General features: G+C 42.5%; 12 protein-coding genes. 1 reads left to right on the plus strand and 11 read right to left on the minus strand.

All coding sequences use genetic code 11. The features are described from left to right. Positions 1-169: 169 nt before the first annotated feature. The 9 genes from ACTXGF_RS18345 to queC all read right to left on the minus strand — a co-directional run bounded on the left by ACTXGF_RS18345 (position 170) and on the right by queC (position 11,042). Entirely contained in the window at positions 170-1,090 is a 921-nt protein-coding gene (locus ACTXGF_RS18345; RefSeq protein WP_165596804.1) for a glutaminase, read from the minus strand. A gap of 268 nt (positions 1,091-1,358) precedes the next feature. Further along, positions 1,359-2,426, minus strand: coding sequence for a DUF475 domain-containing protein (locus ACTXGF_RS18350; protein WP_057760827.1), 1,068 nt, complete (start codon positions 2,424-2,426; stop codon positions 1,359-1,361). Between the two features lie 227 nt (positions 2,427-2,653). Further along, the gene (locus tag ACTXGF_RS18355) at positions 2,654-3,229 is read right to left on the minus strand and encodes a TerD family protein (RefSeq protein ID WP_057760825.1); all 576 of its coding nucleotides are present in this window, start codon (positions 3,227-3,229) and stop codon (positions 2,654-2,656) included. Positions 3,230-3,508: 279 nt separating this feature from the next. Further along, positions 3,509-5,815: a bifunctional 23S rRNA (guanine(2069)-N(7))-methyltransferase RlmK/23S rRNA (guanine(2445)-N(2))-methyltransferase RlmL gene (gene rlmKL / locus ACTXGF_RS18360; RefSeq protein WP_443533794.1), complete on the minus strand. Its 2,307-nt coding sequence runs from the start codon at positions 5,813-5,815 to the stop codon at positions 3,509-3,511. A 150-nt stretch (positions 5,816-5,965) separates the two neighbouring features. Further along, positions 5,966-7,150, minus strand: a complete 1,185-nt coding sequence (locus ACTXGF_RS18365; RefSeq protein WP_397477251.1) for a mechanosensitive ion channel family protein — start codon at positions 7,148-7,150, stop codon at positions 5,966-5,968. Between the two features lie 160 nt (positions 7,151-7,310). Beyond that, a complete protein-coding gene (locus ACTXGF_RS18370; RefSeq protein WP_443533793.1) occupies positions 7,311-8,801 on the minus strand; it encodes a dihydrolipoyl dehydrogenase in 1,491 nt (496 codons plus the stop codon). Between the two features lie 135 nt (positions 8,802-8,936). Further along, entirely contained in the window at positions 8,937-9,434 is a 498-nt protein-coding gene (locus ACTXGF_RS18375) for a peroxiredoxin (RefSeq protein ID WP_160020998.1), read from the minus strand. Between the two features lie 175 nt (positions 9,435-9,609). Then, positions 9,610-9,939 (minus strand): hypothetical protein, encoded by a 330-nt coding sequence (locus ACTXGF_RS18380; RefSeq protein ID WP_057760815.1) that lies wholly within the window; start codon positions 9,937-9,939, stop codon positions 9,610-9,612. Between the two features lie 326 nt (positions 9,940-10,265). Then, positions 10,266-11,042 carry a 7-cyano-7-deazaguanine synthase QueC gene (gene queC / locus ACTXGF_RS18385; RefSeq protein WP_443533791.1) on the minus strand — a complete coding sequence of 259 codons (777 nt, stop codon included), beginning with the start codon at positions 11,040-11,042 and terminating at the stop codon, positions 10,266-10,268. 350 nt (positions 11,043-11,392) lie between these two features. Here queC and ttcA point away from each other — a divergent pair, with 350 nt between their 5' ends. Then, a complete protein-coding gene (gene ttcA, locus ACTXGF_RS18390) occupies positions 11,393-12,499 on the plus strand; it encodes a tRNA 2-thiocytidine(32) synthetase TtcA (RefSeq protein ID WP_443534045.1) in 1,107 nt (368 codons plus the stop codon). Between the two features lie 126 nt (positions 12,500-12,625). On the opposite strand, the gene ACTXGF_RS18395 is transcribed toward ttcA, so the two are convergent. Together ACTXGF_RS18395 and ccoG are read right to left on the minus strand one after the other, a co-directional pair. Then, the gene (locus tag ACTXGF_RS18395) at positions 12,626-13,207 is read right to left on the minus strand and encodes a FixH family protein (RefSeq protein ID WP_443533789.1); all 582 of its coding nucleotides are present in this window, start codon (positions 13,205-13,207) and stop codon (positions 12,626-12,628) included. Between the two features lie 218 nt (positions 13,208-13,425). After that, complete coding sequence (gene ccoG / locus ACTXGF_RS18400) at positions 13,426-14,835, minus strand: cytochrome c oxidase accessory protein CcoG (protein WP_057760808.1); 1,410 nt, start codon at positions 14,833-14,835, stop codon at positions 13,426-13,428. Positions 14,836-15,188 lie beyond the last annotated feature (353 nt).

A 15,188-nucleotide genomic window follows, 5' to 3' on the forward strand; every position in this document is an offset into this window, starting at 1 on the left:
AAAAGGGATTTAACACAAAGGTAGCTTAGATAAAACAATCGCTTTAAAAAGCACCGACTGACTATATGGGCTTAGAATAAACCAACTCATGGCTTAGGTATGCTTCGCAGCTAGTATGAGAGCTTGGCATTATATAAAAAACCTATTTAGACAAATATACATGTATCTCTTATTCTGCAAAAACCGACCAGCCAGTTTTTTGTACGAAGCGCTCTAGTGCTTTTAGTCCAAGCTTAGAGTTACCTACATGATCAAGCCCTGGTGACCAGACAGCGATAGAACCTTTACCAGGTGCTATCGTCAAAATACCGCCACCAACACCACTTTTGCCTGGTAAGCCCACGCGGTAAGCAAATTCGCCAGAACCATCATAATGACCACACATCATCATCAATGAGTTAATACGGCGTGCTCGTTTTTCATTGATTACACGTACTCCTGAGTGCTTATCAACTCCGTTAGACACTAAATAAAGACCGGCACTGGCCAACTGTTGGCAGTTCATTGCAATTGAGCACTGATGAAAATACGTACCTAATACATTATCCACATCGTGTCTTAAACGACCAAAGGATTTCATAAAGTGCGCCAGAGAGGCATTTCGGTCCTTGTGCGCCATCTCAGAAGCCGCTACTTTATGATCAAAGCGAATTGACTCATCATCTGCAATGAGGTGGACAAACTGCAGGATTTCACCCAATGTTTCTTTAGGTTTATGCCCCATCATAATAGCATCCACCACGGCAATGGCACCAGCATTGATAAATGGGTTGCGCGGTCGGCCAGACTCATGCTCGAGCATCACAATTGAATTAAAAGGATCGCCAGATGGTTCGCGTCCGACGTGTGTCCAAAGTGTATCGCCTAGCTTGCCAAGACCAATGGTTAAGGTAAATACCTTAGAGATACTTTGGATGGAAAACAGAGTGCTTGCATCACCTGCTGCATACATATGCCCATCAGGAGTCGCTACGGCTATACCGAACTGATTAGGATCAATATGAGCCAATTGAGGGATATAATCTGCGACTTTGCCGCGGTCAGTTTCTCTTGCCATCTCTGCGGCAATATCATCAAGAATTTTTTGCATATCGTTTATAGGGTCTTATTTCGACAAGTTATTTAAGGACGAGGATTTTAACTGAAGATAGGGTAATAGTAACAGGGCAAACGTAATTTTAACCATTGATTGTCTCAATTATTGGTTATTCCGATATCTTCGGGCTTCAATATGACCTGATAGGGTGGCAAAAACAGTATGACAAAAACAGTGTGACAAAAAAAACAGGCCATACCTGATGATATGACCTGCTTAGATGTATAACTAGATACAGACGATATTACACTGAGAACATGCCTTAGTTTAGGCTTGCTTTCTCAGCTTTACGGTGCTGAAGTGACGCTAGCAGCGCCCAACCAATAAAGGCAATACCAATCAGACCAGTGATAATCTCTGGTACATGGAACTTCACTGACAATAGCATAATCAGTGCCAATGCGCCGATTGCATAATGCGCACCATGCTCAAGATAGATGAACTCGTCAAGCGTGCCTTTGTCTACCAAGAAGATAGTCATAGAACGTACGAACATCGCACCAATTGCAAGACCTAACATGATAACAATCACGTCATTGGTGATTGCAAATGCGCCAATCACACCATCGAAACTGAATGAAGCATCTAGGACTTCTAAGTATAAGAAACCAATGATACCGCCTTTCATAATGGCACTAGTTGCCGCAGCGCCCGAACCATTCTCTTCGTTCTCTAGGTCTTCTTCCAGATCGCCCTCAAGCATACCTGATACAACCTGTACGCCCAGATAAACCAAGATACCCCAAACACCTGCGATTAGGACAGCGCTTGACTGCTCTGCATTAGCCCACGATACCGCAATCATCAAGACGATAAGCGCTACAAATACGCTCATGGCATCGACTTTACCTAGCTTGGCTAAACGGCTCTCAAGCCAGTCAAACCAATGTACTTCTTTGTCATCAAAAATAAAGTTCAAGAATACCAATAGTAAGAAAATACCACCAAATGCTGAGATTTCTGCATGGTGTGCCATCAGTCTTGCTGAATACTCTTCAGGGCTATATAAAGCCAAGTTGATGACTTCCATCATACCAAGGTCGGCAGTAACCGCGACGATGACAATAGGGAAGACCAATCGCATACCGAATACGGCGATTAGGATACCAACGGTTAAAAATATCTTTTTCCAAAATTCGTCCCAGCCCTTAAGGACTGAAGCATTGACCACCGCATTATCAAAAGATAATGAAATTTCCATGACGGCCAAAATAGCGGTAATAGAAAGAGTGGCTATCATGCCACCCATACCGCCATGTGAATATCCCCACCATGCTGCTATTGCCAAAGCAATTGCGGTGAAGATAAAGTCTAAATAAAAATGTCTCATGACACATCCTGTATGGTTGCGTAAAGCTAAGGTCTACCTAGTATAGGCATGAACCGCAAAAAAGCGGTTATTACTAACCACTTTTTATGCATAATTTTAAACGAAACGTAAAGCATTACTAGTCATTTGGCCATTAAAAATTGTGACTATTTGCAACGATGGCTATTTGCTATTTTGGACGTGTTGACGGTGACTAATAACTGACTAAATACCAGTAAATAATGGTTTTAGATATCAACACCGTATTGTTGACACATCGCTTGTAAACCGCCTGAATAGCCTTGACCAACAGCGCGGAATTTCCATTCACCGTTGTGACGATATACTTCGCCAAACACCATCGCTGTCTCTACAGAGTAGTCTTCTGCTAGATCAAAACGTACGACTTCAGTGCCAGTCTCTTCGTTAACAACACGGATAAAGGCGTTTGCGACTTGACCAAAGTTCTGGCTGCGAGCAGCAGCGTCATGAATAGTCACTGTCACGACTACTTTATCTACGTCTGCAGGTACTTGAGTGAGATTTACTTTGATAACTTCATCATCACCATCGCCTTCGCCAGTACGGTTGTCACCAGTATGCTCGACAGCGCCATTGTCAGACTTCAGCTGATTATAAAAGATAAAGTCATGATCGCCGCGTACTTTACCCGCGCCATTTAGTAGAAATACGCTAGCATCAAGGTCGAACTCAGCACCAGAAGTGGCGCGCTCATCCCAACCAAGACCGATAAGTAACTTGGTTAAATTTGGGTCAGTTTTTGTTAGCGATAAATTACCGCCTTTATTAAGTGATAAAGCCATGGTGTTATCCTTTTTATTAGACATTAGTGGTTTTATAAAGTCATCGAAAAAAGGCGATGCTTACGCAATAACTGCGCAAATCCATCGCCTAGTAACGCTCTATCATAGCAACAAAAAATGGCCCAATCAAAGCTGATTGGACCATTGTTATATTTCATATACATTCAGCAAAAAATAGAAGTTTCAGGTACTTATATTGCCCTTATAAATCTATAGTCTTATTTATCAAAATCCTGTTTACGGACTTTAGATTCTAAACTATAAATCTAAAACTTCGAATTATAGACTTTGACGATGACGAATCTCAAAGCTTTGATGAATAGGCTTTTTGATATTGAAATCAAAGCCAATGGTTTTTTGCGTAATATCAATGATGTCATAACGCTGAGTCAACTGCTCATCTAATTCAAAACGCGTAAAGTTGTTAGAAAAGTACAAGACGCCATCAGAGGTGAGGCGGTTCATGGCACGATTAATCAGTGCAGCATGGTCACGTTGCACATCAAAAGTACCTTGAAACTTCTTAGAGTTTGAAAAGGTCGGTGGATCAATAAAGATAACATCGAACTGCTCGGTATTGTCTTTAATCCACTCAAAGATATCGGCAGCAACGAACTGGTACTTATTGCGGCTAACGTCCAAACCGTTCAAGACAAAGTTTTGTTTGCCCCAATCTAGATAGTTCTGTGACAAGTCAACGCTAGTGACTTTTTTCGCACCAGCAAGCGCTGCATGCACACTTGCGGTACAAGTATAAGCAAATAGGTTAAGTACTGCTTTACCGCGGCTGTTATCTTTGATACGAGCACGCATATTACGGTGATCGATAAACAGACCAGTATCTAAATAATCGGTAAAGTTGACATACAGGTAGGCACCATCTTCGCGCGCAACATGAAACTTGCCACGTTTTTCTGTGGTGTTCTGCTTGCTGTACTGATCGTTACCAGACTGACGGGCACGCGTTTTGATAAAGATCTGTTCACGGTTAATATCAAAGACTTCACGGATACCCATCAATGCCAAGTTAAAGCGTTTCTTTGCAGTTTCAGGTGGGATGGTCTTTGGCGGCGCATATTCTTGTACATGTGCATAATCACCGTATAAATCGATCGCGACTTTGAAATCAGGTAAATCAGCATCGTAAACACGAATATTGCTTACATTGTCTTTTTTGGCCAGTTTCTTGAGCTTAGCAAGGTTTTTTTGCAGACGGTTAATGAAGTCTTGACCCTCTTCTACTTCAATCTCGCGTTTCTCAAAACGACTAACAAGATTGCCCGTTTGCCCAACGATAAGCTTTCCGTAGCGGAAATAGACGGTGATAGCACCATTATGACAGCGTAAAGTTTTTGGTTCTTTAATCGGTAGAATATCTACTTGTTCGACATGAGAGGCCAATATGCCAAGCATCGGGTCAATGCCACTACCGGCAAAGCTGTCTTGCAATATCAGCCCAATCGCTTGGTACAACGGCTTAATCATTTCTTCATCACCCAAACGCTCACCATACGGTGGGTTGGTAATGACCAAAGGATTGCTCAATCGACCATCATTGACCAATGGCTCAAGCACATTACTAAGTTGGTCAAGCGCACGATGCTCGATATCGAGTAGCGGTAAAAGGTCTTGTAAACCTGCGGCAATTAAGTTTTTTTCTGTGGCAAGAATCGCACCACTATCAGCATCAAAGCCCAACATAAGCGGCAATGTATCAGGCTGCTCATTGGCAATCTCTAATGCTTCGCGAAAACGCGTTTGAGCATCATCGATCATCTCTTGCCATAGCGTCTCGTCATGATGCTGCCACTGATAAAAACCAAATTGATTGGCAGCTTTGTCGATACCCACGGCATAGTCGCAATGCATCAATAGCGCTTCGATAAGGAACGTTCCAGAGCCGCACATTGGGTCAATTAACGCATTATAGAAAGGTGCGTCGCCAGCTTCGTTTTTCTTGTGCCAACCAGCGCTATAGAGTAGGGCAGCTGCTAAGTTTTCTTTTAGTGGCGCTTCTGTCATGGCCACACGGTAACCACGGCGATGCAAACTGGTACCTGATAAATCTAAATACAGCTCAGCTTGCTTGTCATTAATGGTGGCAAAAACAGAGAAGTCTGGATTTTTGCTATCGACGTTAGGACGGCTGTCGTAAACTTCGTTAAAGGTATCGGCAATCGCATCTTTGATACGTAGCATCGCAAACTGCTGACTGACAGCGACACGCTTATCGACAGACAGACGAATAGCAAAGGTTTGCTCTAGGCTAAACTGCTCAGTCCAATTGACGGATTTTGCCAAGCCGTATAGCTGCTCCGCAACGTCGTATTCTGCATTGATATTTTTACGTTTGATCAGCATCAATACCCGCGAGGCCACGCGTGACCATAGGCAGATGGTATATAGCTCACGTAAACCACCCGTTACGGCTAGACGGCCGGTACTTTTGATTTCGCTGTCAATGCCAAAACTGGTTAGCTCAGTCTGCAGTGGTGCCTCAAGCCCATCGGCACAGGTAATAATAAGATCAAGCGACAACTCTGGTGAAGCTGCTGTTAGAGATGCGGGCGCGGTTTGTTCGGTCATACGGGTACCTGTGGGCTAAATTGACAAAAAAGCAAATAATAAGATAATCGGTGTAACCAGCAATTTTACCATAATTCACAGTAGGATGGTTCAAAGTAGCCGTGTTTAAGATTTTAAGATGTGATAGCTAAATACGTGACAATAAATTCTCTACTCACCCTTTGTCAGTGATAATTCCTCTGGGACGATTTGAGTAGTGGTTGCAAAGGGCTTGGTTGCAATAGGGTAGTCAACATCCTTTGGCATCAGCAATCGCATATGCGGATAGGGCGTAGAGATATTAGCCGCATCAAATGCAATTTTAATCTCTTCTTGTAGCACTTCTTTGATTTTGGGTATGCGGGCAACGGCTGCTGGTTTGACCCAAAAGCGTACGATAAAGAACACCCCATACTCGCCAATTTCTGCCACGGTCGCTGAAGTTTCAGGACGATTAAGCACCGCATCGGTATCGCTGAGTACTTGCAAAATTTCCTTGCGAGCTGTTTCTATATCATCTTCAAACGCGATACGTACGCGAATATCAAAACGTATAAAGTTCTTGGAAGTCAGGTTGATGACTTCTGATGAGGCAACGTTAGAGTTTGGGATAATGACAGTGATGTTGTCTCGAGTGAGGATGTGAGTAGTGCGCAACGCGATAAGTACCACACGCCCTTCATTGTCATTGATATGAATCCAATCACCGACTTGAAAAGACTGCTCAAGCAGAATAGTGATCCCAGCGATAAAATTAGCAAGGGTAGACTGAGCGGCGAAACCTACTGCCAAACCAACAATACCTAAACCCGCCACTAACGATACGATGTCAAAGCCAAATTGAGCCATGACGCTGGCAAGCCCGAGTACCAATAGTAGTACAGATAAAATATTTTTGAGTAGCTGCTCTATGGAAGCATTGAGACCATAGTGCTGTAGGACTCTGTGAATGATTTGTCCTGATGATGCCCAAAGTACGTAATAGATACCTGCCCAAGTACTTGCCTTTGCGGTGGCTTTGATGGTTTCTGGCTCAAAGTTTATCTGACTCATAATTGCTATCAGACTGGCGACAATCCAGACATAGCGCAAAACTGAACGGACAATCTTAGTGCGGCGCTCATTTAATCGAATTTTGGCACGGCTTTGTCTAAGGATATAATTGGCCAACCAATAAAAAAATCCCAATACCGCAAGCAGTATTAGGATTTTGATGCCAGTGCTCGCCAGTTCTACTGCCTGAGAGGACCAATTAAGTGACTCTTCATCGATAGAGCCGCCGAGAGCAAGATATAGGCTAGTATGTAAGTCGCGAACGATCTCTTGAAAAAAGTCGGTAACACTAGCGATTGGCATTTTTTCGTCCATGCAGGATGTGTTTGTACAAAAAATTATAAATGAATATATATTTATAAATTACCTCAAGTCGTCAAAGCAATCAAATAAAGTAATGGTTAAGACTAGCTACTATTAATTTAAAGGCATTGCTGACTTGAGGACTTAGTCAAAGGGCCTGTTAAGAGTTATCCTTTTGGGTATCTAGAGATTGGAAAGGTATCTCCATTTTGTACTGCACATCACGTAACGCCGTACGTAGTCCCTCTAGTATCGTCGGATGATAAAAAGGGGTGTCGAGCATATCTTTAATACTCAAATCATTGGTAATCGCTGTAGCAAGTATATGACCGATATATTCAGCATCAGGACCGACCATACTAGCGCCTAAAATTCTGTCTGTCTTTTTACAGCCATAGATATGTAGTAAGCCGCAGTTGACACCCATTACACGGCTACGTCCTTGATTATCAAAGCTCACACTACCGATAACAAATTCTAGTTCTGAATCTTTTTGAATCTCTGGTAGCGACATACCAACATTGACGATTTGCGGTGAGCAAAATACGATAGAGAAAGGAGTCGCAGGTGGGCGAATATAGGCCGCTTCTGTGTTCTCGCAGACCATACTGCCTGCACTATAGCCCTCATCGCTAGCCACATGCAGTAACGGAATATTAGCATTGGCATCTCCAACGATATAGACGTTTAAGTCGCCAATTTGGCCTGTTTTTTTACTCAAGTTTTTTGGACGGTTCTTATCGTCTAGCTCGACACCTAAGTTTTCGACACCTAGCTGCTTAATATTGTTGCGACGACCAGTAGCAACTAATACGTACTCGCCTTGCCATTGCTGAGACTCACTAGCGCTGTCTTCATATTTGATAAACGCACTTGTATTACCTCCATCTGCTGTTGTACCTACATTGGTAATTTCGCTGCCTAAATGCATGGTTAGTTCATGACTTAAGCAATCCATGGCTTTATTATTAATATCATCGTCTTTTAGACCAGCCACTTGTTTGGCACGGTTTAGCAGCGTGACTTCCACACCTAAGCGTGTAAATGCTTGCGCAAGTTCTAGACCAATAGCACCAGCACCGACGACAGCCATAGTCTTCGGCAAATCTTCAAGCTCAAAGACACTATCAGAAGTGAGCATGGTATCACCAAGCTTGTCCGCCCATCCATCAGGAATAAACGGCGAGCTACCGGTGGCGACAATGATTTGATCAGCAGCAATCAGCTCATCATTGACCTCGATTAGCCCTTGTTCATTGATAAGAGCACGACCGTCGATTTTCTTATGATCAGGCCAGCTGTCTACTTGTTTTTTAATATAGCTGGCAAAATGACTGCGTTCGTCACGTACACGTTCCATGACTCGTTTGCCATCGATTTGCGCGGTCGAATGGATACCAAATTCAGCAGAATGGTTGGCATCATGTGCGCGATCCGCCGCTGCAATTAACAGCTTACTAGGCATACAGCCGACCGCAATACAGGTTGTGGTCCAAAATCCTTCATTAATAATAACTACGTCATCTTTGATTTTACTCGCTTGGCGAAAAGCATTTTGACCTGCGGTACCCGCGCCAATAATAGCGACAGATACTTTGCGCGTAACTTCTTTCGACGTATCGTCGGTGGTCGTACCAGATTGTTTATTCATATTATTCTCTAATAGGGGCAAGGTTATATTCAGTAATAGACTGAATTATTAGCTTATATTTTTTATTTGGTTTTTATGATCAATACTGATTTAACTATAACGTCAATAATACTGACTTAATTACAGAACCAATAATTACGGCGCCAATATAGTCAGTAAGCGGCTGGTGTAGTCTTTGGCACGTAGGTTACGCTGGGCATGAGTCAGTTCACTGTTTTTATTGAATACAAATGCCGAACGTACAAGGCCTAGCGTAACTTTGCCGTACATATTTTTTTCTTTGATAACATCAAAATACTGGCATAGCTTTTCATCAGCGTCACTGATGAGTGGAATCTGTAAGTCATATTTGTCGATAAACTTTTCATGAGATTCAACACTATCACGAGAGACGCCGATGATATCATAGCCCAATTCATCGAAGTCATGAAGGTGCGAGGTAAACTCTGTTGCCTGTGTGGTGCAGCCTGGTGTGTTGTCTTTGGGATAAAAATAAAGGATAAGGCCTTTATCGGTATTGGCGACCATTTCTTTTAAATTGATTTCATCATGGATAAAGTTACCAGCAAGCTTGCGTACTATGGTTACTGGAAAATCAGGTAGGTGAATGGTTTCTGTTGTTGGCTTAGCCATTATAAAATCCTTATTAGTTTTAGTTATGTGTATCGGCTTAATGATGGTTCTATTTATAGTGTTCTTATTATAGGCAGATTAGTAGAAATAAATAATCAGTTTTACACTTTGCCCATTCATTGGCAACAAAAAAGACTGGCAATAGCCAGTCTTTTGTATATCAAACGATTAGAGGTTACGCAGGTTTTTGCGGCTTCTTCAAATCTAAACCAACGGTGCACTGTTGCAAATCTTTTTGCATCGCTTTCACATATGGCAGATTAGAAGGGTCTTTCTTATCTTGTGCGTAGCTTTCGATTTCCCACATTTGACCGATAGTCATGTTGCTGCGCACACCAATAGTACAGTTACATAGTTTAGTTGCGTTGCTTTTGTCAGCGACTTTGTATTTGACTGCGCCATTGACACATGAATTGATATTATCTTGCTTGATGTCAGCAGCGTTGGCTTGTGGCATGGCAAACAGGGCCGCTAAGGCTAGGGGTAGTACTGGCAACAACTTCATAAATTTCCTCTTACGGGTAGCGTCAATTTTTTATCTTTTGCTCAATGCAAAGTCAACTCATCAATATATGAGTGACCGATATCGTCATGTACATCTTTCGATAAATATAATCGTTCATACGATAGCAAGTATGTCGATTAGAATACAAGAACGACGTGCTGTGTTAATGCAAGCGAATGTTGCGCGAATGTTGATGGGTATCACCATTTCACTCAATATTTAGCATTAATGCATAGTCAGTTCGATATGATTTGAGCATAAGGAAGGATAGCGGAATAAGCGCGTCTGATACCGTATCCAACTTATATAGGACTGACTAAAATTAATTAAGACTGATAATGAGTAGGGTCGGTTACGCCAGCTTGGGCAAAGCCTTGACGACGCAATGCGCAGCTATCACAAACACCGCAAGCAAGGCCATTGGCATCTGCACGATAACAAGAAATCGTCTGTCCGTAATCGACACCTAATGACAGACCAAGCTCAATGGTTTGGGCTTTTGATAATTGCTGCAATGGTGTTTGAATCGATAAGCGATGACCAGTGACGCCTGCTTTTGTCGCGAGATTGGCCATATGTTCAAAGGCAGCTATATACTCTGGGCGACAGTCAGGGTAGCCCGAGTAATCAACTGAGCTGACACCGATGACGATATGGTTGGCATCAGCGACTTCGGCGACTGCTAACGCGTATGATAAGAAAATAGTATTGCGCGCAGGCACATAGGTATTTGGGATAGCGTCGTTATCGATTTCGTTGCGCTTTTTGCTAGGGAATTTATCCGAATCACCGTCTGGCACGATCATACTGTGATCTGTTAGCGATGAACCGCCCAGTTGTGCGATATCAATATCGATGATTCTATGATTGACGCCTGCTGTCTCAGCGATGGTCTTTGCGGCCACAAGTTCACTATTATGACGTTGACCATAGTTAAAGCTGACTGCTGTCACTGATGCATAGCGCGCTTTTGCCCAATATAAGCAAGTCACCGAATCGAGACCGCCTGATAAAAGGACAACCGCATTTTGGCTTTTGGTAAGAGCAGCTAAGTCAGCATCTGATACTTGATTAGAAGTGTTTTGCAAAGTAACGTTAGTCATAGTGATATCTATTATTGGTTTACGAAAACGGCTATTTTAGCAAAAATACGCCTACTACAGAACCACGAAGCGTCCAATCACCCGTCACTAAGCTGCCAAAGCTAGTTTACATAGTACTGCAATAAAATAAAGTCGGTATTACTGTCATCTTTTCAATCTGTTAGCAATATTTGTTATAATCGCAGCTTTTAAAGTATCAGTCACATGACATTGGTGATAATGCTTTAAAAGCCTTATCGCAAATCGCTTTATAGTAAAATCACCCTTATAAAGATATTGAGTAACTTATGACCGCAGCAACCTTATTTACGCCAAATATTCCTTCTCAAGCTGATGATGTATCTGATGCAATGAGCTTTGATAGTCAGGCTTTGGACACCGATACTGATAGCAGAGAGTACGATGACGTCTCTGAAGATGGCAATGATGAGGACATGATTGACGAGCAGTTTGCCGATGCGCAAGCACCTACTGAGTCAGCGTACTTTCGTAAACTACAAAAGAAGCTGCGTCGTCAAGTCTCTTGGGCAATCCGCGATTTTAATATGATCGAAGATGGCGATGTGGTGATGGTCTGTGTTTCGGGTGGTAAAGACAGCTATACCTTACTTGATATTTTATTGCTGCTAAAACGCATTGCACCGATTCATTTTGATATCGTCGCGGTGAATCTTGATCAAAAGCAGCCAGGCTATCCGGAAGACATCTTACCTGCGTATCTAAACGAGCAGGGCATCGCCCACTATATTTTAGAAAAAGACACATATAGCATCGTCAAAAGCGTGGTGCCAGAAGGCAAGACTTACTGCTCGGCGTGCTCTCGTCTGCGCCGCGGTTCATTATATGGCTTTGCTAAACAAATTGGCGCGACTAAGATTGCCCTTGGCCATCATCGTGACGATATGCTGGCGACCTTCTTTCTGAACTTATTCCATGGTGGTGCGCTCAAATCAATGCCGCCCAAACTGCTGAGCGATGACAAGCAAAATATGCTGATTCGCCCATTGGCTTATGTCGAAGAAAAAGACATCATCGAATATGCCAAATTAAAGGAATTTCCAATCATTCCTTGTAACCTATGTGGCAGTCAAACCAATCTACAGCGTGCCATCATCAACGATATGCTGCGTGAATGGGATGACGCTCACCCGCAGCGTCTGGCTTCTATCTTTAAGGCAATGCAAAACGTCGCGCCATCACAATTAGCTGATCGTGAGCTATTTGACTTTGAAACACTCAGTCTTGATCGTGATAATGATGAGCGTTTATTTGAAGGCGACAATATTCAAGCTGGGCAGACGGATAGTTTGGCTGAGATTGGTTTACCTGTATCGCCAAGGACGCAAACGTTCAATCCTAAGTTTGCTAGTGACAAGCCTTATTCGACAGAGACGGATAAAGCCGCGCAAAACGAGCGTAAAGCACAGAAAATTCCAACGATTAACCCTGTGATTTAGTAATTGAAAAATTAGTATGATATTAAATAACGCTTACTAATTAACACGATATTAAATAGCTCAAAAAAAACCAGCCAATCTCTGACGAGTGGCTGGTTTTTTTATGTCTGGATGCTACTAACAGCATTAACTCTTAGCAAAAACTGGTAATGGGTCAAAGCTGACCTTTGAACGAGGCAATTTTGCGACATCTTGCATACGCCAATCATCTTTACCGTCGTTGCTAACCTGTAGGTAATACTTGGCTTTTACAGGATCAATATCGACTTGTGCACTGTATCTATTGCCCTCAACATGCTTAAGGACAACATCGCGGTCTTTTTTGATATCCGTTGCATGAGAAATAGACAGCTCCAACGTATCAGGATAGGTAAGTGGTGTGCCGTTTAGCAGCTTGCCTGACTGGACGCTTTGCTCAGGGTAGTTAAGATAAAACACAATATCGCCATTTTCTGCAAACTTCATTTGTCCATGCAAGTCTAAATCATACGTGAGCTTGTCACGAGAGACATCATGATAGAGCGTTTTGCCATCCATATACCAGTCGTCACGTACCACGCTATCACGGATCTGGTAAGAGTAATAAACAAACCAAATACAAGCGATCACGACCGCAGCAGGCATGCCAATCACAAAGATAACGACCATGTAATTTTTATACCATGGCTGCTTGTCTTGATGTTTAAAGTTCGGTGCTGGAGTAGACATAAAATACCTATGCATCAGATACGCATTTAATAGATAGATGTTCATTAGACATCTACAAATGGTATCAACGGATAATTTGGCGGCTAAGTGCTACCAGTTTAATGATAAAACGTGTATCCAATAGCCTTTCGCTAGAACAATTAGTTATTTAACTACTTGCACTAGCTATAGACTACCGAATGATATACATGAAATTAAACAATAGGTCTGCTAATCATTTACTGACCTTGGGTCGTAAAGATATTTTGTTTGCTTACCTTGTACTTACCGTTTTCGCTGCTCACATTTAGCGTGACAGGCGTTTGGCCAAACTCTATCACATCAGGATCACCATAAATACTGACTGGCATATCAAAGCTTTCGCCCGCTTCTAATGGTACATCATTAAAGCGCAGCTCTAAGCTTAGCCCTTTTTGCGGTGCCAGTGTTATTGTGTAGGTATGAGCATCCTGTGTCTTATTGGTTAGCTTGACGATATAGCTGTTTTCGATCATGCCTTGATTGTTGATAGACGATAACTGATTGCGGTCACGGCGGATATCAATTTCCAAGGGCACGCGATCGGTTAACGCATATATCACACCGCCACATAGTACGGCTAATAATGTCAAATAAGCAAATAGTCGTGGGCGCAGTACGCGGCTGGGCTCTTTTTCTGCCAGCTGACGTTCGGTCGTATAACGAATCAGGCCACGCGGATAGCCGACCTTGTCCATCACTTCGTTACAGGCATCGATACAAGCCGCACACTGAATACAGGCAACTTGCAGACCATCACGAATATCGATACCAGTAGGGCAGACCTGCACACACATGGTGCATTCAATGCAGTCGCCTAAGTGCTCTGGGTTTGTACCTTTTTTACGGGCACCGCGCGGCTCACCGCGTTCATAATCATAAGATACGATTAATGTGTCTTTATCAAACATCACACTTTGAAAGCGGCCATAGGGGCAAATCTGTACACACATTTGCTCACGCATGTAGCCTGCGTTGGCATAAGTAGCAAAGGTGAAAATAAACATTGAGACCCATACCCACGTTGGCCAGTCAGGGAATGGAATTACTCCTATTGACTGCCAGCTATGATATAGAGAGTCTGTTCCCGCCACATAACTAACAAAGGTCGCTGCTGTAATCACAGAAAGCAAAAACCAAATTGAATATACCACCGTGCGCTTGAACACTTTGCTCGCACTTAACGGTGCTTTATCAAACTTGATGCGTTTATTACGATCGCCAATCACCCATTTTTCAACATATTGGTATAGATGCGTCCATATCGTTTGAGGACAAGCATAACCACACCAAACGCGCCCTGCATATACCGTCACCATAAACAGCGTAAACGCGGCGATAATGGCAAATGCAGCAATAAAATAAAAATCTTGCGTCAAAAACGTCATGCCAAAAATATAATAATGCTGAGATGGCACATCAAACCATATCGCTTGTCTATCATTATAGCGCAGCCATGGCAAAAGTAAAAAAGCCGCCAAAAGAGCATACATCGTGATGACACGAATATTTTGATAAAAACCTGTGACAAACCTCGGATGCACACGATGCTTGGTTGCATCAAGATCGACTTGTTGTACAGGAATTTTATTGGGTTGTTGTGCTGACATAAACGTGCCTCTTTAAAAAAAGAATCAGTCTGCTGGCATGATGAACAAACACCTCTAGCGTCGAGGTATATGAGTGTATGATGTTATCAATGTCAGTAAATAGCGGATAAAAAATTCGATAAAAAACTTTCTAATCTGCTTACCAAATGATCGATTGTAAATATAATTGGTTCAACATAATCTTGATACAAGCAAAGGTACTACAAGTAGTAGGCTAAACAAGCCTGTATCTGATTTATGCGAAATTGATTATCGTGTTATGTGATTGAGTCAGAGCGATATAAAGCCGTGACCAATAGACTATTTTAAAAAATAGCTATTCTAACATTCTCCCTACTAATAATGGGGTAATA

The organism is Psychrobacter sp. 1Y6 (genome assembly GCF_052258385.2).
Lineage (GTDB): Bacteria > Pseudomonadota > Gammaproteobacteria > Pseudomonadales > Moraxellaceae > Psychrobacter.